Genomic DNA, 19,421 nt, shown 5'->3' with positions numbered 1-19,421 from the left:
GATTTTTGTACCTTTGTGCTTTACTAAAAATGAAATACTTATGCAAGCTAAAAAAGGGGATGCAGTTCAAGTGCATTACACTGGAAAATTAGAAGATGGAAGCGTATTTGATACTTCTGCAAATCGCGAACCACTAGGATTTACCTTAGGCGATGGCAATATGATCAAAGGATTCGATACTGCAGTGGACGGTATGGCAATTGGTGATAAAAAGACGGTGACTATTCCTGCGGCTGAGGCTTATGGAGAGCGCAGAGATGATATGATGATCGATGTGCCTATAGAACAAGTGCCAGCTGACATCAAGCCTGAGGTCGGAATGCAATTGACTTTGCAGGGCGGTAATGGCCAGCCTATGCCGGTAACTGTCACTGATATCGATGAGAAGAAAATTACCTTGGATGCCAATCATCAACTGGCAGGTAAGGATTTGATTTTTGATATCGAATTGGTGAAGGTCAATTGATATTAATTTCAAGGAAAAAGAAAAGGCTGGTTTTAACGAATCAGCCTTTTTTTATTCGATTGCTTTGAGCCAGTCCGGGATCTGATAGACATATACTTTTTCGGAGGTAACGATCGAAAGGATTTCCTGGCCGATTTGGATGTACTGTGCCTTAGGTTCAGCTACCTTAGCGAGGGTGCTGATGCTTTGAGTCCCCAGATCCATCGCTTTCAATTCATTATCCTGTATCCAGAGCAAATGCTCCTGATAATAGCACAGTTTGCTTACTCCACTCAGATTGAGCTTACCCATTAGATTGGCTTGATTGTCAAAAATGTACACTCCGCTTTTCGGTACATTGACAAATAGTCGGTTTTTAAACTCTCTGATTTCTGAAATGCTCAGATCGCTTGAGTCTAGGATCAGGTTTAAAGGCTGGGATTCCGTGACTATGTTTCTGAGAAAATCGACTTTTTTCAAGCTTAGGTCTGATTCATCCCAAACCCAAACCACATTGTTGTTTCCCAGGGTGGCGGCCTTTGCCAGATTGACTTCTGTACCGAGGAATCCTTGTTCTGCCAGAGGGTTTAAAAATCTGTCCAGTATTCTATACTGTTGAAGATCTGCTGAAAAGCTAAAAATATTAACCGTCCAGGCAGCCTCTAGCTGGTCGAGTTTCCCCTGGCGGGAAGGGGAAAATAGGTTAAGTTGTTCACCTTCCTTAGCATATAAATAAATATCGCCAGAACTGTTGCTGATGAAAATTTGGTCTTTGGTGTCTATAGCAACCAGGTCTGGATTTTCTAAACTGATGGCAGCGAGAGGATTGCCGAGGGTGTTATCATCCTGTGCCATCCCCAGGGAAGAAATCAGGAAAATGAAAAGGGTAGCGATGGGCTTCAATGCTCAAAGGTTTTTAATTGCGCTTCCTTTCCGTCAAATTCCAAGAAAGTGTTTTGTGTAACCCATTCTCCCAGATTGTAATAAGTGGAGTTTTCGCCTACTTCAAGTTCCAGCGGGAGATGCCTATGTCCAAAGATGTACAGGTCATGATGGGTTTTAGCTTCCATTTCCTTGCAATAGGCCCAAAGCCATTCATCATCACCAAGGAACCGGTTTTCATCTTTTTCTATGTTGGAAATTCGGCTATGTCCTGACCAAAGCTTGGCTAGTTTGATGCCGATATCCGGATGTAACCAGCGGAAGAGCCACTTGGCCAGCGGATTGGTAAACACCTTTTTAATCAACTTATAAGAGTGATCACCTGGTCCCAGTCCATCTCCGTGGCCGATCAGGATTGATTTACCCGCTACGGCAATAGTAATTGGTTCGGTGTAAACTGGAATCCCGAGTTCATGTGTGAAGTAGTCTTTCATCCATAAGTCGTGGTTTCCGGTAAAAAAGAACACCGGGATGCCACGATCTCTCAGTTGGCTGATTTTAGCAATGAAAGGGATGAAACCTTTAGGTACGACCTGCTTGTATTCAAACCAGAAGTCAAAAATGTCGCCTACCAGGAAAACACCTGCCGCTTGATCCTCAATTGATTCGAGCCAGCGAATAATACGTTTTTCACGGATTTTACTTTCTGCTTCACTAGGAGCCCCCAGATGAAAGTCAGAAGCGAAATAAAGGTTTTTGCCCTGGAGCGAAAAATCCGTCGGAATAGAATGCATGACTAAATATAAAAGAGCGGATACAAAAACAAAAAGCCCCGAATCGATCGGGGCTTTAACTATAATATCTGGTTATCAGAATTTGGCTCCGGGATAGGATCTTTCAATGGATCAGAAGACCCAGAGTCTTTGTCCTTTGAAACCACATCCGGTTCTTTTTGATCTTCCTTTTTATTCGTAAAAGCTTGGTAGGTAGTTTCCTTTTCGAAAGGTCGCTTGCCTATCAATCGCTCTAGGTCGGCCTGGAACAGGATTTCCTTTTCTAGCAATTCTTTGGCTAGAATATCCAGTTCATTCTTACGCTTAGTCAATAACTCTTTGGTTCTTTCGTAAGCTTTTTGAATCAACTGTCGCACTTCCTCGTCAATCACTTCAGCGGTGGTTTCCGAGTAAGGTTTGGTCATTTTGTAATTGTCTCCTTTTGAGTCGTAGAAGGATACATTGCCAATCTTCTCGTTCATACCATATACTGAAACTATGGAGTAAGCCATTTTAGTGACTCTTTCCAGATCACTTAGTGCTCCAGTAGAAATTTTTCCGAAAATAATTTCTTCGGCTGCTCTACCACCTAATGTCATGCACATTTCGTCGAGCAATTGTTCAGTCTGGTAGAGGAATTGTTCCTTTGGAAGGTATTGGGCATAGCCCAAAGCCGCCACTCCTCTAGGTACTATACTTACTTTGACTAATGGATCCGCATGCTCCAGGAACCAGCCGGCTACGGCATGTCCTGCTTCATGGAATGCTACTATTTTTTTCTCTTCAGGAGAAATGATTTTATTTTTCTTTTCCAGGCCACCGATCACTCTATCTACTGCATCTTGGAAATCCTGCATATCCACAGCGGTCTTGTTTCTTCTGGCTGCGATCAGTGCGGCTTCGTTACATACATTGGCAATTTCAGCTCCGGCAAACCCTGGAGTTTGAGCAGCACATTTTTTGGGATCTACATCGTCAGCAGTTTTGATAGGCTTCAGGTGAACTTTGAAAATCGCTTCTCTACCGTTGATGTCCGGCTTGTCTATGGAGATTTGTCTATCGAAACGTCCAGGTCTGAGCAAGGCAGTGTCCAAGACGTCCGGTCTGTTGGTAGCAGCGACTACGATCACTCCGGTGTCGGTACCAAAACCGTCCATTTCTACTAGGAGTGAGTTTAAGGTGTTTTCTCGCTCATCGTTTGAGCCTGGCATCTGACCTTTTCCTCTGGATCTGCCTATGGCATCAATCTCATCTATGAATATGATACATGGGGCTTTTTCTTTGGCCTGCTTGAACAGGTCACGAACACGCGCTGCACCCACACCTACGAACATCTCTACAAAGTCAGAACCTGACAGGGTAAAGAATGGTACTCCAGCCTCACCAGCTACGGCTTTAGCCAGCAAGGTTTTACCTGTACCCGGAGGGCCTACCAGTAGTGCTCCTTTGGGGATTTTACCGCCAAGCTTGGTGAATTTTCCTGGGTTTTTAAGGAATTCTACGATTTCCTGAACTTCCTCTTTGGCTTCGTCTAGACCTGCCACATTGTCAAAAGTAATTTTGACTTTGTTTTCAGCATCGAAAAGCTGTGCTTTGGACTTTCCTACATTGAAGATTTGTCCGCCTGGGCCAGATGGTCCAGCCATTCTTCTCATCATAAACCAGAAGAGGACGAATAATAGAATCAAGAAGCCAAAGCTTCCGAAGTAGTTGCTCCAGTTTTCCTCTGTTGCCACCGAGAGTTCTATGCGGTCTTCCTGGGGAAGTTGCTCTTTTAAGGTGTCGAAATCGTTAGCAAACTTTTCTACTGAGGCTACTTGAAAGGAGTAGTGCGGGCCAGATGGATTGAAGAAGGTAGAATTTGCCTCTAGTTCTGTTTTGTAACTGTCCTTGCCTAATGCTGCGGATTTCAGTGTGACGTCTACCCTTTCCATGTTTTTGACCATGGTGACTTTAGCTACATCACCGGCCAGGTACATGTCTTCAAATTTCTTCTGCGTGATATCAATTACAGCATTTCTGTTTTGAATCCAGGTAAGTCCAAGTAGCACCAGTACTGCGGCTATGATCAGCCACAGTTGGAAGTTAGGCTTCTGAGGTGCCTTTGGAGTGAATTTTTTATTTTTATTTTTTGTGTCGCTCATGTTCTTTGATAGGGTAATTCTACAAACTTAAAGTAAAACGGAAGCAGTAGCTTAAAGTTTGTGGATTTTATGTGATACGGGTGACTTTGGCATCGCCCCAGAGGTCTTCGAGTCCGTAGAAGCTGCGTTTGTCCTTCAGGAAGATGTGGGCCACGACGTTTACATAGTCAACGAGTATCCACTGTTGACCGTTTTTTCCTTCACTTTTCCAAGGATTGCCTTCACCGGCTTTGTAAACCTGCTCTTCCACCGAATCTGCGATGGCTTCCAGCTGGGTGTCGGAATTGCCCGAGCAAATAACAAAAAAATCAGTCACTGTATTTTTTATGTCTCTCAAATCCATCAAAACTATATCGGAAGCTTTTTTTTCTTCCATTCCCTTGACGATTACTTTGCTCAGCTCCTCTGCTGTCATATTATTCATTTAATTTTGCGTGTCCGGGACAATTTCACCCCTTTAAGACGAATTCAAAATTTATGTATAAAATTCTTGCCAACACGATTTTTTTAGGGAAAGATATTCATTTTCTGCCAGAGTGTCATTCTACCAATGACATTGCGCTGGATTTAGTCAGACAAAATCAGGCACATGAAGGAGGTATCGTCATTTGCGCCCACCAAACCCATGGGAAAGGGCAGCGGGGGAATCACTGGTTTTCACAAGCTGGTCAAAATTTAACGTTTTCCATAATTTTGAAGCCGGATTTTATGGATATCTCAGAGCAGTTTTACCTGAATATGAGTATTTCAAATAGCATCCGCAGCATCATGCAGGATTATTTGCCCACTTTGAAAGTCAAATGGCCAAATGACCTACTAGTCCCTGGAGTAGGGAAGTTAGGTGGGATTTTGATTGAGAATACATTTTCAGGCAAGGAATGGGAATATGCTGTGGTGGGCATAGGCCTGAATGTGAATCAAACAGTGTTTGGCAGTGGAATTCCCACTTCGCTTAGCCTAATGACAGGCAGTACTTTTAATTTGGAGGAGTTATTCCGCTTATTGATTACCCGGATCGAACAAGGTTTTATTCAGTTAAAAAAAGGAAAATGGGCTGAGATCAAATCGGAATACCTGATGCACCTTTACCAGTTGGATACTTGGTGTAAGTATAGCGCATCAGGAAAACATTTTCAGGGAAAAATTGTTGGGATTTCCAATGAAGGGAGATTAGAGGTGTTAAATGAGCGAGGAGATTTGTGTTTATTTGACTTTAAGGAGATATCCTTTCTGCACTGAGCTGGGTTTTAGAATGTAAATTTTATCCGGTACCTTTGCGAAGGTTTTTTTGAGAATTTAATAAGTTAACTATCAATATTATGTCAGAAACTAAATCTGAAAAGTACGTACAATACAAGGTAAAAGACATTTCTCTGGCAGAGTGGGGACGCAAGGAGATCAAACTGGCCGAGGCTGAAATGCCAGGCTTGATGTCACTTCGTGAGGAATATGGTGCTTCTCAGCCTTTGAAGGGTGCAAGAATCGCAGGGTGTCTTCACATGACGATCCAGACTGCTGTTTTAATAGAGACTTTGGTGGCTTTAGGTGCCGAAGTGACCTGGTCATCTTGTAATATTTTTTCTACCCAGGATCATGCTGCCGCTGCGATTGCTGCCGCAGGGATCTCTGTCTATGCCTGGAAAGGCCTGAATGAAGAAGAATTTGATTGGTGTATCGAGCAGACTTTGTTTTTTGGAGAGGATAGAAAGCCGTTAAATATGATCTTGGATGACGGTGGAGATCTGACCAATATGGTTCTTGACCAGTACCCAGAGTTAGTGGCTGGCATCAAGGGTCTTTCTGAAGAGACCACCACTGGTGTGCACAGACTCTATGAAAGAATGAAAAACGGTACACTTCCCATGCCGGCTATCAATGTGAACGACTCAGTGACTAAGTCTAAATTTGATAACAAATACGGCTGTAAGGAATCTTTGGTGGATGCGATCAGAAGAGCTACTGACGTGATGATGGCTGGTAAAGTAGCTGTAGTCGGCGGATATGGTGATGTAGGAAAAGGATCTGCTGCTTCACTTCGAGGTGCAGGTGCTAGGGTGATTGTCACTGAGATCGATCCGATCTGTGCACTACAGGCAGCTATGGACGGCTACGCAGTGAAAAAAATGGTAGATGCTGTAAAAGAGGCTGATATCGTAGTGACGGCTACAGGTAACAAGAATATCATCACTGAGGAGCATTTCAGAGCGATGAGAGACAAGACCATCGTATGTAATATAGGCCACTTCGATAATGAAATCGATATGGCTTGGCTAAATGGAACTTATGGCTCTACCAAAGTAGAGATCAAACCACAGGTAGACCTTTATAACATTGACGGCAATGAAGTGATTGTATTGGCAGAAGGCAGATTGGTGAATCTGGGCTGTGCTACCGGACACCCATCTTTTGTGATGTCTAATTCCTTTACCAACCAGACTTTGGCCCAGCTAGAGCTTTGGAACAATACAGATCAGTACAAGCCGGGCGTATATGTTTTACCTAAACACTTGGATGAAAAAGTAGCGGCCTTGCACCTTTCTAAATTAGGAGTGGAGCTAGAGGAACTGTCTCAGGAGCAAGCTGAATACATAGGCGTTACGGTGGAAGGGCCGTATAAGCCAGATTACTACAGATATTAAGCTATATTGATTTTCTACCTTAAAGCCTCAGAATTTTCTGGGGCTTTTTTGTTGACTCATTCGGGATTCAATAGCAATGTTTTGCCATCGGGTAATACGGCGAATACATTGGAATCACAAGTGCTGACAGGATCATAGGTGACGGCGTAGGAGGCAGTGGTGCTTTCCCCTCGCTGTACCAGCCAGCTTTCCTTCCCCCCAGATGGAAGCATGAGGTTTTGGCTGAAGCAGGATTTACTTTGGATCTTGGGTGAAATGAGGTTGATTTCTATTTTTCTGCCTGCAGGATTTCTGCCTTTTATCTGTCCTAAGGAGGAAATTTGGCTTAATTCTTCATCGGTAATAATTAAAGTATGGTTGTATTCTCCAGAGATTTCTGAGGATACATCAGATCCATAATTCACCAGTAGATTTTCAAATTTTTCATGGGAAACGGAGTCCTCATCGAGTTCAAAAGTCCTGCTGCCTGAAAGGGAGTGTGGTCCGTATGCATAGGAGTTGTAGTTCAGCGTGATCTTAGTGTCAGGGACATTAGAGATGCTGTCATAGTTTAGAATAATTTCTCCTGACCTGACATAAACCTCCGACAGGGTACAATCTTCCGAAGCTTTGAAATTCAGCCTAACTTGTTTCAAACTGTCATCTACGAGGATTTCTGGACAGCCTGGCAATGGAATGGAGTCAAGGTTTTTATAATTTTCATACCCGAAGTACACGAAAAATAGTGGCTCACTTAACGCACTGCTGGCTCCATATATTTCCTGAGCTTCAATGGTTAGGTCGGTTTGGATTTCCTTGGATTCATCTTCCTTGCATCCTATCAATAATGGGAGGCAAAGGCTTAGTATAAAAATTACCTTTTTCATTAACGAGGAGTAATGTTTTTTTAAACGCCGAGATTGTTTCTTCCTTCAATTACCAAGCCGAAATAGCTATCTTCGAAAACAACGATAAACCACAAACTTATGATTTTAGCAGAAGGGATGTTTAAGGAGAATGCTTTGAAGGGCAAAAATATATTGATTACCGGTGGAGGTACTGGTCTTGGTCGATCCATGGGAGAGTATTTTTTGGAGTTGGGCGCAAACCTCGTGATTACTTCCAGAAAACTTGATGTACTGAAGCAGACAGCTGAGGAAATGATGGGCGCTAAAGGCGGAAAAGTGATTCCGCTGGCCTGTGACGTGCGTGAAATCGAAGAAGTGGAGGCCATGTGGAGAGCGGCTATAGAAGCATTGGGCAAGATAGATGTGGTTTTGAATAATGCAGCTGGAAATTTCATAAGTCCAACTGAGCGCTTATCCACCAATGCTTTCAATACGGTATTGGACATCGTATTGAAAGGTACCTCACAGATGACACTTACAGCAGGCAAGCACTGGATAGCGCAGAAGCAGGCAGGGGTGTTTTTAAATATAGTCACTACTTATGCCTGGACGGGTTCGGGTTATGTGGTGCCGTCTGCAGCTGCCAAAGCAGGAGTATTGGCTTTGACTAGGTCACTAGCCGTGGAATGGGCCAAGTATGGTATTCGCTCCAATGCAATTGCCCCGGGGCCGTTTCCGACAGAGGGAGCATGGAGTAGGCTATTGCCCGGGGATTTGGTAAAGAAATTTGACCCGGCAAAGAAAGTCCCAGTAGGTAGAGTGGGGAAACATCCGGAGCTGGCAAATCTTGCGGCCTATTTGGTTTCTGATTTTTCCTCATTTGTCAACGGAGAAGTGATGACCATAGATGGAGGGGAATGGCTGAAAGGAGCTGGGGAATTCAATAACCTGGATCAGATTCCAGAGGAAATGTGGGACATGATGGAAGCCTCAAGAGGAAAAAAAGCATGAGCCCCAAAGTGATTTGGGGCTATCTGAAAGCAAAATGGAAATTGAGGAATATAGAAATGTGAAATAGCTATGCTAAGAGAGGCTATGCTGGTCTTCATCAGGTGAGAAATCAGGTAAGTCCTTATTCTTTTTGACGGATTGTTTGATGCTTTTCTTTAATGCTTGATCTAGGAGTTTTGACTCATTTTTAATCAGTTGCATGAGTCGGTTAGTTTCATCGTTTTGCGGTTCGGCTTCCATTATTTCCAGAATTCCCAAAATATTGGCTACCCGAGCTCTTAGGGAATGCGACTGCTCATGAGCAAGTTCTTTCAGGAAGTAGTGATGCTCTTTCAGCCAGATTTCTTGCTTTTTCCGTTCGGAAATATCTACCAAACAACCCACCACTTTCCTGGGAAGCCCTGAGTCAGACCATTCTATAGTTTTGCCAAAACCCAATACCCAAATGACTTGATTGGTTTTTGGACGCATTCGAAACTCACGCTTGAAAGGGATATTTCCGGTGGTTTGAAAATGCGTGGTGAGGTCATGGATCAGTGCATTGTAATCTTCAGAGATAATGTGGTCCTGCCAAGAGATGCTAGCGGAGGTTTTCAGCTCTTCCTGCGTATATCCCAACATGTGCCCGAGTCCCTGTGAGATAAAATCTGTTTTTTTCTCCAGGTCAAATTCCCAGAACCCTAAGAGTTTATCCTCTAGAATATGGTCGAGCAATTCCTTGTCTCCACTTGCACTGTCAAAAAAATCACCCAATCCTATATCATAGGGTTTGTTTTCCACTAGAGGATGACCTATTCCCAGGCAGGTGCCGAAATCTTCTGAGATAAAGAAAAACTCCCATTTGGTATTGACTATACCTCCCTCAGGATGAACGATCTTCTGTAGCTCTAGAGTGAAGGATTGGTGAGAGTTTCTCCAAGCTTTCAATCGCTGAGTTTCGTATTTGGCCCAATTGGACGCCAGGAAGCAATCTGCGAAAAAGATTGGTTTTTCTTTGTTGTCAAAAAATGTGGGAACAGGCCCAATTCCTGAATCAGAAGTGATGACTCTGCCGGTTTTGTCTAGGGTGACTTGCAGAAAGTATTCAGATACTACTGCCAAGTGGCTTAGTGCTTGGATTTCCTTCCAGTCGTTCATTATTAATAAATAGGTCGATCGCTTATTGTTTGTCAAAATACATAAAAATTTATTTAAAAAGCTTGTAATTATATGTGTAATGCAATTCGTTGATAAAAATCAAGGACGGAAATAGGGGGTTAGATCCAGCCTTGGGATAATGATCTAGTAGTTAAATGGCCTATGAAGTAGAGTCAAATGGAATTTATCCCAGATAAAGTTTGGTAATTTCTAGCCAAACAGGACTGCCGAGCTAAAAATGTTTTGGTATATTTAAACAGAGTTTTTCTATAATATTAATTGGTATTTATGCTTAAGAAAATTTGTTTAGGCCTTCTTTTTATTACAATGGGCCAATTGGTACACGCTCAGGAATCAAAGCTGGACTCCACGGCATTGATGATTTTGGATAAAATGAGCGGAATGTTTGGAGAGATGAAGTCTATAGGCTTTACCACTAATGTCTCTAAGGACGTGGTGTATGCCGAGGACTTTTACATCAAGGAATTTGGTTCCAGCAAGGTGAAATTGGTGGGGCCAAATAAGTTTTTGGTGAGGGCTACGGGAGAGCAGAAGGATGATCTTTATACCTATAATGGCTCCCAAGTATCCTATTATTCGTTTCGAAATAATATCTACACCATAGCAGATGCGCCTGATAATCTAATCGAGACCATCGATTGGTTATACACCGAGTTTGGGATAGAGTTGACCCTGGCGGATATGTTTTATCCTACCTTTTCGACAGATTTTGCTGCTGAAATGGATTACATAGAATTTTTAGGGGTGACACATATAGCAGGCGAGCGCGTGTTTCATATAGGTGCTGCCAATGAATTTGCGACTTTCCAGCTATGGATTTCTGATGATGGTTATTACTTGCCTATCAAAACCCTGATCACCTACCTAGAGGAAGGTTCATCACATCAGTTTGAGACTGATTTCAACGATTGGGAATTAAATATGGAATACCCAGCGTCCATGTTTGAATTTTTGCCGCCTCCAGGTGCAGAGCAGATCACGTGGATTTCAAAGGATTAAACTTTTAATTAAGAAGTATGAAAACTAGCAAAACAAGAATTTGGATTATAGCTTTAGGGGTAATAGCAATGCTCAGCTTACCTGATCTAGCTGAAGCACAACGGATGAGGGGAGCTGCTGCAGGCAGAGGTGGTGCCAGGCCTACTACTACCAGAAAAGCACCATCGCGAACTCCTTCCCGAGCTACCAGCCGACCGGCGTCGAGTAACCGCTCCTCGAGTAATTCCAGACAGATCAGTAAGCCTACTAATTCCAGTTCCCGGGCTACTATTAATGGAGGATCTAGCCGAGCGACTAATGTTAAAAACAACAATAGCCGGGTCAATAACATCAAAGGCAATAAGGTGGGTAATAACTCTGGGAACAAAATTGGTAACAATACTAATGTAGGAAACCGGGTAAACATTGATAATAGCCGTGATGTAAACATCAATGTCAATAATAGGAACAATATCAATGTGAGGAATAATAGAAATGTAGCCTACAGACCTCCCTATAGACCTTACCCCCGTCCACCTGTGGTTTGGGGAGGGTTCGGTTTTTCTTGGTTCAGGCCGTATTACTACCATCCTTACAGACCTTTCTATTGGGGGCCTATGTGGCACCCTTGGGGCTTTTTTGTAGCCACTCTGGCCACTACTGCGATTATAGTTTCAGTTGAAAACCAAAAATATCATTATGACGAAGGGGTTTTCTATGAAGAACATGACGATGGATATGTAGTAGTAGAAGCGCCACAGGGAGCTACTGTTAACGTTATTCCTAAAGAAGCAGAAACTGTGGAGGTATCCAATACAGTGAACAACTACTATTATGGGGGCACTTTTTATGAAAAAGAAAATGGAGAATATACGGTAGTCCCACCTCCGGCAGGTGCAGTTGTAGATAATTTACCCGAAGGTGCTGAAGAGGTAAAAGTAGGGGATCAGACTTATGTGAAATACGGGGACACGTACTATATGCCTGTTCAGGAAGATGGAGTAGATAAATATGAAATCGTGCAGGTAGAGCCTGTAGATGAATAATCAGAATAAGAACATCAAGAATAAAAAAGGCCGCAAATCGCGGCCTTTGATTTTTATTCGTTTTCCTGATTCACTTCAGAGACAGGTCTGAAATTCCCCTCAGGTAGTTGATCGGCGACTTCGTCCCGTTCATATGGGAACACCTCTACGATAGGGCTCTCCACGATATCCGGTACTCTGAAGCTGACCAGCATGTTGCTCAGACTTTCCTGAATTCGGTCATAAGCCTCCTTAGCATCAGCCGCGGTTACTATCATGTACTGGGTCACCTTTTTTTCCTTACCACTTTCACCATCTGCTACCATGTATGAAATCTTACATTTGTACCAAATATCTGCATCTTCATAAAAGAACACATCTACGATATTACTTTTGCTAAGGCTTGTTACTTGGAAATCTCCACGAATCTGGGAGGCGAGTCTATCAAACAAAATGGCTTCCGCCTCGGTGAATGAAACTGCATCTACCAGATATTGCTCAGAAATGTTCTTCAGCAATCCTTGTTCGTTTTCTTTAGCGTATTTGACTTTGCACAAAAACCAGGTTCTCATATCTCTTGAAGTTTGAGTGCCGAAGGTAAAATATATCTGCTGAAGGACAAGGACATTAAATGGCAAACAGCGGAAGGAATCTTTAATCTTTGAAGTAAGAGATTGATTATCAATTGGATTGATTTGGTGCTGTTTTTAGAAGAATTTAGACTTGTATATTGCTGATAGATATCTGGCACAGGAAGTGCCAAAAATGTAAATTACCCCAAAAGTTATCCCATGTGGACTAAAATCTGGTACAGTTTCCCAGTTCAACTACTATTACTTCACCTGAAGAAAAATCTAGGTTTGGTTTTGATTTGGGTCGTTCTCGCTGGAGTTGTTCTGGAACTATTTGGGGTGATGCTCGGCATTCCTTTTCTTTTTTTGGATCCGGAGTACCTCCATCAAGTTTCTTGGGGCAGTTTTTTTCTGATGGGAGTGGGCTTGGCCGTGCTGACTATGGCTTTTCATATGTCCACCTATATTATGGATGGGAAGCACTTTCCATTTTTGGCGGTGGTGAACAAGCCATTTATCCATTACTGTATCAATAACGCAGCGATTCCTTTAGCTTTTTACACGATCTATGTCATCCGATTCGTAAGTTTTCAGCTACAAAATGACCTTCCGGATAATTGGCTGGTGTGGTATTATTTTCTGGGTTTCTTAGGGGGAAGCATCCTGAGTTTCTCCATCATATTTGCTTATTTCGCTTTCACTAACAAGGACTTTTTCATACTCTTTGCAGGTACCGTGGATAAGCAGCTGCGCAAAGCAAGACTGACCAGAGCCAATGTGATCAGCCAATATAAAGAGCTGAAAACTCAGAAATATAAAGTCCTTTATTACCTGAATATCCATTTAAAACCAGAAAAAGTACGTCCTGATATTTCAAGATTTGAGGGGACTAAGCTGCTGAGAGTTTTTGATCAGAATCATCTCAATTTATTTCTAATTCAGGTTTTTCTGATCTTGTTCGTGTTGTTTCTCGGTTTTTTCAAAGAGAATCCCTACCTGCAGCTGCCGGCAGCCATGAGCTCCACTTTGCTACTGGCGATTCTCATCATGCTGGTAGGAGCTTTGAGTTTTTGGTTAAGGCGATGGGCGACCTTTGCGGTGATCGCTTTTTTAGTACTGTTGAATTACTTCAGCAATTTTAGCTTTTTCAATCGTCCTCATGCGGCTTTCGGGCTAGACTATAGTGTTCCCGCCGCAAAATACAGTTTGGATCAAATGGACTCTTTGCTGACTCCTGAAATTGTGGAAGCAGACAAGGCAAATGTTGTTGAAATATTGGAAAATTGGCGGGCTAAGTTTTCTGAAGCAAGTAATCCGAAACTGGTCATGGTGGCCGCGAGTGGAGGGGGGCAGCGGGCATCGTTGTGGACTCTTAAAGTGCTGCAAAGCATCTATGCTATCAATGATGCGGAGGTGATCAAGCATACAGAGTTGTTTACGGGTGCCTCTGGAGGTGTTTTGGGGCAGGCGATTTTTCGTGAAATTTACCTCAGGTCACTCACCGATAGTGCTGTGAATCCAATGGATGCCAAATATCTGGACCAGATCTCAGCAGATAATCTCAACCCTATTATTTTCACGCTGCTGGTGAACGACCTATTGATTAGAACCCAGCATTTCCACTACAATGGCAGAGATTACCTGAAAGACAGGGGATATGCTTTTGAAAATCAATTGAATGAAAATACAGAGGGCATCTTGGATAAACCCCTGTCCGCCTATCGTAAGCCTGAATATGCAGGGGCTATTCCTTTGCTTCCTGTGACTACTTTGATTACCAATGATGGAAGGAAACTGGTGATATCTCCGCACTCTATGTCTTTTTTTGGGACTTCTATGCAGGGTAAATCGGGTAAGGATGAGAAAAAACAAACCATAGATTTCCTGCGATTTTTCCATGAACAGGATTCCGAAAACCTGCGCTTCCTTTCAGCCCTGAGGATGAGCGCGACTTTTCCATTTGTCACTCCCACTATTCAGCTTCCTTCAGACCCGGTCATGGAGACCATGGATACCGGTATTTCTGACAATTTCGGCGTTCAGGATGCATTGAGGTTTATGTATGTGTTTCAGGATTGGATCCGGGAAAACACGGATGGGGTGGTGCTGGTCACTATCCGAGACTCTGAAAAGGCCACTGAAATCTCTCCGAGTATGCCACCCCGGATTTTTGAGAAGGTGTTTACACCCCTGCGGAATATTTATCGTAACTGGGATAATATTCAGACAATTCAGAACGAGGTGCTTTTCAATTATATGGCAGAGTCCATGCTTTTTGATTTGGAGCGCGTGGAGTTTGAATATGCTCCGGAAAAAGTACAGGTGGAAAAGCTCACTGAGAGTCAAGAAACCATGCAAAGGGCTTCCCTCAACTGGAGATTGACAGCAAGGGAAAAGAAATCGATATTGGAAAGTATGTTTACGCTGAAAAACCAAGCTGCGCTACAGCGGCTGGAAGAACTGTTTCCTTTGCCTAGTTCAGATTCGACTAGCACGCAAAGCGCTCAATAGGATAGCCCTAACCTGCGGTAAATAAAATGCATGAGCCATGCAGGCCCTATCAAAAGGAATTGTAGATCCCGCAAAAAAGTAGGCTTTTTGCCTTCTATTTTATGTCCATAAAACTGCAAAAACCAAGAAATGATAAATATGGCCAGCGAAATCAGCCAAAGTTTCCCAGGGAAAATCAGCTGGATGAAATTCGCCAAAGCCAGGCACATGGCTGAGAAAAAGAGCATACCCAAAGTGATGGGCATAGAAAGTGTGAGGTAGTAGATCAATACCAAAAATAGGGTGACTGTGGCCCAATTTGCAAAGTTTCCAAGGAAGGGCATTAACTCTACCAAGGGCTCCGCCGGGATACTGAAGATCAGTCCCACGATGCTAAAGAATATAGCCGGTACACATACCCAATGAATCATTTTGTTAGTGGAGTTTTGGTGGCTCATGCCGTACTCTTGGAACAATGCATCTATTTTTCTCATAGCATTTTGGGATTTATTGCCTTAGATTTATTCAAATTACAAAATCTTAGACTAAATCTTATTTCTGAACTTTGAAATGTTGAGTTATTGGGAAAAAAAGCATTTTTTCAACTATGACCTGATTGTCGTTGGGGCAGGCTTTGTAGGGCTGTCCACGGCGATTCATTTTCAGAAAAAACATCCAGAAGCCAAGGTGGTTGTGCTGGAGCGCGGGGTATTGCCTACTGGAGCGAGCACCAAAAATGCCGGGTTTGCCTGTTTTGGGAGTTTAACTGAGATTTTGGATGATTTAAAAAGCATGACCCAGGACGAGGTACTTGATTTGGTGAGGAGAAGGTATAGGGGACTTGAGGCTATCCGGAAGGAATTTGGAGACAAGGGAATAGGGTATAAGCATACTTACGGTTTTGAACTCTTGGACCGGGTGTTGATCTCAGATCTAGACCAACTGGAAGGAGTGAATAGCATGCTCAGAGTTCTATTTAAAGAGGATGTTTTTTCAAAGGTTAAAAAGGTGGCTCATTTTGGGTTTTCTCCTCATATAGAGGCTATTGTAAAAAATAAGTTTGAGGGTGAACTGGATCCGGGTACGTACCTGGATTCACTTTGGAAGAAAGCCCAAAAAAGTGGGGTCAAAATTTTGACTGGGATTACTGTAGAAGCAATTCAGGATAGTCAAGGCTTTGCGATTGCCAAAGATGGAGCAGGGGAAAAGCTGGAGTTTTCAGGGCAGAAAATAGCAGTTTGCACCAATGCCTTTAGTAAGAAACTCCTGCCTGAGTTGGACCTGGAGCCAGGAAGGGGATTGGTGTTGCTAAGCAAACCATTGGAATTTGAGATTCCATGGAAAGGGACTTTTCACATGGATAAGGGCTATGTTTATTTTAGACAAATAGATGGAAGGCTGCTTTTGGGCGGAGCCCGCAATCTAGATTTTGGGGGAGAAAGAACTTTGGATTTTGCTGTGAATGAACAAATTAGAACTCACCTACAGCAGCTGGCAAATGAAGTGGTTTTTCCCGGGAAATCTCTGGAATGGGAGATGCAATGGACGGGGATCATGGCATTTGGTAGCTCGAAAACTCCTTTGATCCAGCCTGTTGGCACTAAAACAGCCATAGCTGTACGGCTGGGAGGAATGGGGGTAGCTGTGGGCTATGAGGTGGGCCGGGAACTGTCAGGGATTTTAGGCAAAATGTAATTGATATTTTTTGCTTAGATTCATGCTCTTAAATTCACCAAAATCCGATTGATGAAAGGTTTCACCCGCTCCCCAAAAGTAGTAGATGCTTTAATACCTTTGATTTTTTTGATCGTTCTATTAGTTCTGAATATTCAGGTTTTTGGGACAGATGGACTTGCCGGTTCCAATCAGATAGTACTCATTCTTTCTTCTATGGTCGCAGCACTGGTGGCCATATTTCGATTAGGGTACAACTGGCAAACCTTACAGGACGGCATGATCAAAAGTATCTCGGCAGCGATGTCCAGTATTTTGATCTTGTTTTTGATAGGAGCACTGGCAGGTACTTGGCTGCTGAGCGGGATTGTTCCGGCTATGATATATTACGGACTTCAGATACTAAGCCCGGGGATTTTCTTGGTGGCGGCATGTATAGTGAGTGCCATAGTTTCTGTCTCCACGGGGAGTAGCTGGACTACCGTAGCTACGGTAGGTGTGGCCTTACTGGGAATAGGCAAAGCTTTGGGGTTCGAAGAAGGAATTATAGCTGGAGCGATTATTTCCGGAGCGTATTTTGGAGATAAAATGTCACCGCTTTCCGATACCACCAATTTGGCTCCGGCGATGGCCGGTACGGATTTATTTACGCACATTCGATACATGGCCAGGACTACAGTGCCTTCCATTGTGATTACCTTAATCATATTTATTGTGATAGGGATGAATTATGAGAGCAATGGCACTGTGAATGAAGTTCAGGCCATATCAGCAGTGATTTTGGAGAAGTTCAATGTCACAGGTTGGCTATTTATTGTACCTGTTCTGGTGATAGTAATGATTGTGAGAAAGGTGCCTGCGATTCCGGCATTGCTTACAGGAGCACTACTGGGCGGTGTATTTGCAGTTATTTTTCAGCCAGACATCATCAGGATTATAGCTGCTGAGGAGGCTTCCTTTGCCTATCAAAGTTTCAAAGCTGTCATGATGTCCTTATATGGAGAGATCAGTATTGCTACCTCCAATGATGTGGTGAATGAATTGCTGATTACCAGTGGAATGGGCGGGATGATGAATACCATCTGGTTGATTATAGCAGCTATGGTCTTTGGAGGAATAATGGAGGAGAGCGGTATGCTTAGGGTGCTGGCAGAGGCGGTGATTGCTAGAGTTCATAGAGTCGGCTCCCTGATCGCTTCTACAGTAGCCACCTGTGTGTTTTTCAACATCACTACCTCTGATCAATATTTGGCGATATTGGTACCTGGGAGAATGTATGCCGATGTCTATAAAAAGCGGGGATTGAAGCCGGAGAATCTCAGCAGGACTTTGGAAGACTCTGGGACAGTCACCTCGGTGCTAGTGCCCTGGAATACCTGTGGAGCTACCCAGGCGTCTGTGTTGGGAGTCGCTACCTTGGTGTACGCTCCCTATTGCTTTTTTAATATCATCAGTCCATTTATGACCATTTTATATGGGTATTTTAAAATAGGACTCACTTATTACGACGACATAGAGGAAGAACAAGTAGCATGATTAAGTTAAAGATCACAAAAGAGGAAGTGAATGAGCTCCCCTTGGGGAAATTTGAAGGGGAAATGTTCCTCATTGATAAAGTAGAAGATGTGGAGGAGGTGGCTGAGTTCCTGGTTCAGCAGCGGACTTTGGGATTTGATACGGAGACCAAACCGGCTTTTCGCAAAGGAGTGATCAACCAGGTAGCCTTACTTCAGCTATCTACCCCCACCCAGGCATTCTTATTTAGGCTGAATGAAATCGGGTTTCCGGATGCTATCAGGAATATTTTGGAGAAAGAGTCCATAGTGAAGGTAGGTGCGGCCGTTCATGATGATATTAAAGGATTGGCTAAACTGACGGATTCCTTTTATGCCAATTCCTTCTTCGACCTCAATGATGAGCTGAAAAAAGTAGGTTTTGAAAATATAGGGGTGAGAAATCTATGTGCAATGGTGCTGGGAATTCGTATCTCGAAGTCTGAGCAGGTTTCCAACTGGGAAGCAGATACCCTCACTATCAAGCAGCAACGCTACGCAGCTACAGATGCCTGGAGCTGTTTGGAAATCTTTCATAAGCTCAAAGCAGAAGGATATTTGGATGAGCTGTTTAAGCAGTAGAAAGCTCCAGACCTTCAATGTCTTCCAAAGCTTGAGTCACCCTTTGCTCCAAACCTTGACGAAATTCCAGGCTCATCTGGCAGTCTAAGGTCATTTCCTGAGCTATGATATCCAGATCATGGGTTTTGACCAGCTTCATTACTTCGTTCATTTGAGGATAGGGAAACTGCACCTGAATCCGAATTTTGACCTGTTTTTCTATGATTTCATTTGCTTCAATGGCCATGGCAGCAGAGGTTTTGTAAGCTTGAATCAGGCCGCCCATGCCTAGCTTGGTTCCTCCAAAATACCGCACCACTACGATTAGAATATCTGTAAGTTGATTGGATCTTATCTGGCCTAGTATTGGGTCTCCAGCGGAGTGGTTAGGTTCCCCATCGTCGTTTGCCCGATAATCAAGCCCCTCTTTCCCTAGCACCCAGGCAAAGCAATGGTGGCGGGCATCGTAGTATTTCTTGCGTAAATCAGCGAGGAGGTCCTTGATTTCCTGCTCGTCTTGTACAGGGAAAGCAAAAAAATAAAACTTACTCCCTTTGTCTTTATACAGGCCTTCGCTGCTACGGGCGAGGGTTAAGAAACTATCGTCAAAATTGGAATCCTGACCTGGATCTGGCATGAATCTTAGGTTTGGTTTCCGGCGAAATTATAAAATTAACAAATGGGTAACG

Annotated in this window: 19 protein-coding genes; 10 read left to right on the top strand and 9 right to left on the bottom strand. The window is 43.3% G+C overall.

Going from position 1 to position 19,421, the window contains the following annotated elements; genetic code table 11:
- The first annotated feature begins 40 nt into the window (after nt 1–40).
- A complete protein-coding gene (locus PBT90_RS13030; RefSeq protein ID WP_264811025.1) occupies nt 41–466 on the top strand; it encodes an FKBP-type peptidyl-prolyl cis-trans isomerase in 426 nt (141 codons plus the stop codon).
- Nucleotides 467–517: 51 nt separating this feature from the next.
- Here PBT90_RS13030 and PBT90_RS13025 read toward each other — a convergent pair whose 3' ends face one another.
- The 4 genes from PBT90_RS13025 to rsfS form a co-directional block, all read right to left on the bottom strand.
- Complete coding sequence (locus tag PBT90_RS13025; protein WP_270129640.1) at nt 518–1,348, bottom strand: hypothetical protein; 831 nt, start codon at nt 1,346–1,348, stop codon at nt 518–520.
- Nucleotides 1,345–2,121, bottom strand: coding sequence for a UDP-2,3-diacylglucosamine diphosphatase (locus PBT90_RS13020; protein WP_270129639.1), 777 nt, complete (start codon nt 2,119–2,121; stop codon nt 1,345–1,347). The genes PBT90_RS13025 and PBT90_RS13020 overlap by 4 nt, the downstream gene beginning before the upstream one ends.
- A 59-nt stretch (nt 2,122–2,180) precedes the next feature.
- Nucleotides 2,181–4,244 carry an ATP-dependent zinc metalloprotease FtsH gene (gene ftsH / locus PBT90_RS13015; protein WP_264811022.1) on the bottom strand — a complete coding sequence of 688 codons (2,064 nt, stop codon included), beginning with the start codon at nt 4,242–4,244 and terminating at the stop codon, nt 2,181–2,183.
- 67 nt (nt 4,245–4,311) lie between these two features.
- Entirely contained in the window at nt 4,312–4,659 is a 348-nt protein-coding gene (gene rsfS, locus PBT90_RS13010; RefSeq protein ID WP_264811447.1) for a ribosome silencing factor, read from the bottom strand.
- A gap of 62 nt (nt 4,660–4,721) precedes the next feature.
- On the opposite strand from rsfS, the gene PBT90_RS13005 reads away from it, so the two are divergent.
- A complete protein-coding gene (locus tag PBT90_RS13005) occupies nt 4,722–5,483 on the top strand; it encodes a biotin--[acetyl-CoA-carboxylase] ligase (protein WP_270129638.1) in 762 nt (253 codons plus the stop codon).
- A gap of 80 nt (nt 5,484–5,563) precedes the next feature.
- Nucleotides 5,564–6,883 carry an adenosylhomocysteinase gene (gene ahcY / locus PBT90_RS13000; protein WP_264811020.1) on the top strand — a complete coding sequence of 440 codons (1,320 nt, stop codon included), beginning with the start codon at nt 5,564–5,566 and terminating at the stop codon, nt 6,881–6,883.
- A gap of 56 nt (nt 6,884–6,939) precedes the next feature.
- Here ahcY and PBT90_RS12995 read toward each other — a convergent pair whose 3' ends face one another.
- Nucleotides 6,940–7,749 (bottom strand): hypothetical protein, encoded by an 810-nt coding sequence (locus PBT90_RS12995; protein ID WP_270129637.1) that lies wholly within the window; start codon nt 7,747–7,749, stop codon nt 6,940–6,942.
- A 99-nt stretch (nt 7,750–7,848) separates the two neighbouring features.
- Here PBT90_RS12995 and PBT90_RS12990 point away from each other — a divergent pair, with 99 nt between their 5' ends.
- Entirely contained in the window at nt 7,849–8,721 is an 873-nt protein-coding gene (locus PBT90_RS12990) for an SDR family oxidoreductase (protein WP_270129636.1), read from the top strand.
- A 72-nt stretch (nt 8,722–8,793) separates the two neighbouring features.
- On the opposite strand, the gene PBT90_RS12985 is transcribed toward PBT90_RS12990, so the two are convergent.
- A complete protein-coding gene (locus tag PBT90_RS12985; protein WP_270129635.1) occupies nt 8,794–9,858 on the bottom strand; it encodes a PAS domain-containing sensor histidine kinase in 1,065 nt (354 codons plus the stop codon).
- Between the two features lie 288 nt (nt 9,859–10,146).
- Between PBT90_RS12985 and PBT90_RS12980 the strand changes: the two genes are divergently transcribed.
- Together PBT90_RS12980 and PBT90_RS12975 are read left to right on the top strand one after the other, a co-directional pair.
- A complete protein-coding gene (locus tag PBT90_RS12980; RefSeq protein WP_270129634.1) occupies nt 10,147–10,878 on the top strand; it encodes a DUF2092 domain-containing protein in 732 nt (243 codons plus the stop codon).
- Between the two features lie 17 nt (nt 10,879–10,895).
- Nucleotides 10,896–11,903 (top strand): DUF6515 family protein, encoded by a 1,008-nt coding sequence (locus PBT90_RS12975; RefSeq protein WP_270129633.1) that lies wholly within the window; start codon nt 10,896–10,898, stop codon nt 11,901–11,903.
- A gap of 53 nt (nt 11,904–11,956) precedes the next feature.
- Here PBT90_RS12975 and PBT90_RS12970 read toward each other — a convergent pair whose 3' ends face one another.
- Nucleotides 11,957–12,454: a DUF4494 domain-containing protein gene (locus PBT90_RS12970; RefSeq protein ID WP_264811014.1), complete on the bottom strand. Its 498-nt coding sequence runs from the start codon at nt 12,452–12,454 to the stop codon at nt 11,957–11,959.
- Between the two features lie 219 nt (nt 12,455–12,673).
- Between PBT90_RS12970 and PBT90_RS12965 the strand changes: the two genes are divergently transcribed.
- Nucleotides 12,674–14,965: a patatin-like phospholipase family protein gene (locus tag PBT90_RS12965; RefSeq protein ID WP_270129632.1), complete on the top strand. Its 2,292-nt coding sequence runs from the start codon at nt 12,674–12,676 to the stop codon at nt 14,963–14,965.
- On the opposite strand, the gene PBT90_RS12960 is transcribed toward PBT90_RS12965, so the two are convergent.
- Nucleotides 14,959–15,438, bottom strand: coding sequence for an Mpo1 family 2-hydroxy fatty acid dioxygenase (locus tag PBT90_RS12960; protein ID WP_264811012.1), 480 nt, complete (start codon nt 15,436–15,438; stop codon nt 14,959–14,961). The genes PBT90_RS12965 and PBT90_RS12960 overlap by 7 nt on opposite strands.
- 76 nt (nt 15,439–15,514) lie before the next feature.
- On the opposite strand from PBT90_RS12960, the gene PBT90_RS12955 reads away from it, so the two are divergent.
- From PBT90_RS12955 to PBT90_RS12945, 3 genes are read left to right on the top strand one after another with little or no spacing between them, the layout of a single operon-like run.
- Nucleotides 15,515–16,639: an NAD(P)/FAD-dependent oxidoreductase gene (locus PBT90_RS12955; protein WP_270129631.1), complete on the top strand. Its 1,125-nt coding sequence runs from the start codon at nt 15,515–15,517 to the stop codon at nt 16,637–16,639.
- 51 nt (nt 16,640–16,690) lie between these two features.
- Nucleotides 16,691–18,154 (top strand): Na+/H+ antiporter NhaC, encoded by a 1,464-nt coding sequence (gene nhaC, locus PBT90_RS12950; protein ID WP_270129630.1) that lies wholly within the window; start codon nt 16,691–16,693, stop codon nt 18,152–18,154.
- Nucleotides 18,151–18,753: a 3'-5' exonuclease gene (locus PBT90_RS12945; protein WP_264811009.1), complete on the top strand. Its 603-nt coding sequence runs from the start codon at nt 18,151–18,153 to the stop codon at nt 18,751–18,753. The genes nhaC and PBT90_RS12945 overlap by 4 nt, the downstream gene beginning before the upstream one ends.
- On the opposite strand, the gene PBT90_RS12940 is transcribed toward PBT90_RS12945, so the two are convergent.
- Complete coding sequence (locus tag PBT90_RS12940) at nt 18,743–19,369, bottom strand: IMPACT family protein (RefSeq protein ID WP_270129629.1); 627 nt, start codon at nt 19,367–19,369, stop codon at nt 18,743–18,745. The two genes, PBT90_RS12945 and PBT90_RS12940, sit on opposite strands and share 11 nt — an antisense overlap.
- Between the last annotated feature and the right edge of the window lie 52 nt (nt 19,370–19,421).

This window comes from Algoriphagus sp. TR-M9, assembly GCF_027594545.1.
Taxonomy (GTDB): domain Bacteria; phylum Bacteroidota; class Bacteroidia; order Cytophagales; family Cyclobacteriaceae; genus Algoriphagus; species Algoriphagus halophytocola.
Note: the sequence above shows the minus strand (reverse complement) of the source record. Positions and strands in the feature narration are given on the sequence as shown.

What these genes read in the sequence shown, in the direction of transcription:
- PBT90_RS13030 (WP_264811025.1), top strand. Translation starts at nt 41, where the DNA reads ATGCAAGCTAAAAAAGGGGATGCAGTTCAAGTGCATTACACTGGAAAA.
- PBT90_RS13020 (WP_270129639.1), bottom strand. Translation starts at nt 2,121, where the DNA reads ATGCATTCTATTCCGACGGATTTTTCGCTCCAGGGCAAAAACCTTTAT.
- ftsH (WP_264811022.1), bottom strand. Translation starts at nt 4,244, where the DNA reads ATGAGCGACACAAAAAATAAAAATAAAAAATTCACTCCAAAGGCACCT.
- rsfS (WP_264811447.1), bottom strand. Translation starts at nt 4,659, where the DNA reads ATGACAGCAGAGGAGCTGAGCAAAGTAATCGTCAAGGGAATGGAAGAA.
- PBT90_RS13005 (WP_270129638.1), top strand. Translation starts at nt 4,722, where the DNA reads ATGTATAAAATTCTTGCCAACACGATTTTTTTAGGGAAAGATATTCAT.
- ahcY (WP_264811020.1), top strand. Translation starts at nt 5,564, where the DNA reads ATGTCAGAAACTAAATCTGAAAAGTACGTACAATACAAGGTAAAAGAC.
- PBT90_RS12995 (WP_270129637.1), bottom strand. Translation starts at nt 7,749, where the DNA reads ATGAAAAAGGTAATTTTTATACTAAGCCTTTGCCTCCCATTATTGATA.
- PBT90_RS12990 (WP_270129636.1), top strand. Translation starts at nt 7,849, where the DNA reads ATGATTTTAGCAGAAGGGATGTTTAAGGAGAATGCTTTGAAGGGCAAA.
- PBT90_RS12985 (WP_270129635.1), bottom strand. Translation starts at nt 9,858, where the DNA reads ATGAACGACTGGAAGGAAATCCAAGCACTAAGCCACTTGGCAGTAGTA.
- PBT90_RS12980 (WP_270129634.1), top strand. Translation starts at nt 10,147, where the DNA reads ATGCTTAAGAAAATTTGTTTAGGCCTTCTTTTTATTACAATGGGCCAA.
- PBT90_RS12975 (WP_270129633.1), top strand. Translation starts at nt 10,896, where the DNA reads ATGAAAACTAGCAAAACAAGAATTTGGATTATAGCTTTAGGGGTAATA.
- PBT90_RS12970 (WP_264811014.1), bottom strand. Translation starts at nt 12,454, where the DNA reads ATGAGAACCTGGTTTTTGTGCAAAGTCAAATACGCTAAAGAAAACGAA.
- PBT90_RS12965 (WP_270129632.1), top strand. Translation starts at nt 12,674, where the DNA reads ATGTGGACTAAAATCTGGTACAGTTTCCCAGTTCAACTACTATTACTT.
- PBT90_RS12960 (WP_264811012.1), bottom strand. Translation starts at nt 15,438, where the DNA reads ATGAGAAAAATAGATGCATTGTTCCAAGAGTACGGCATGAGCCACCAA.
- PBT90_RS12955 (WP_270129631.1), top strand. Translation starts at nt 15,515, where the DNA reads ATGTTGAGTTATTGGGAAAAAAAGCATTTTTTCAACTATGACCTGATT.
- nhaC (WP_270129630.1), top strand. Translation starts at nt 16,691, where the DNA reads ATGAAAGGTTTCACCCGCTCCCCAAAAGTAGTAGATGCTTTAATACCT.
- PBT90_RS12945 (WP_264811009.1), top strand. Translation starts at nt 18,151, where the DNA reads ATGATTAAGTTAAAGATCACAAAAGAGGAAGTGAATGAGCTCCCCTTG.
- PBT90_RS12940 (WP_270129629.1), bottom strand. Translation starts at nt 19,369, where the DNA reads ATGCCAGATCCAGGTCAGGATTCCAATTTTGACGATAGTTTCTTAACC.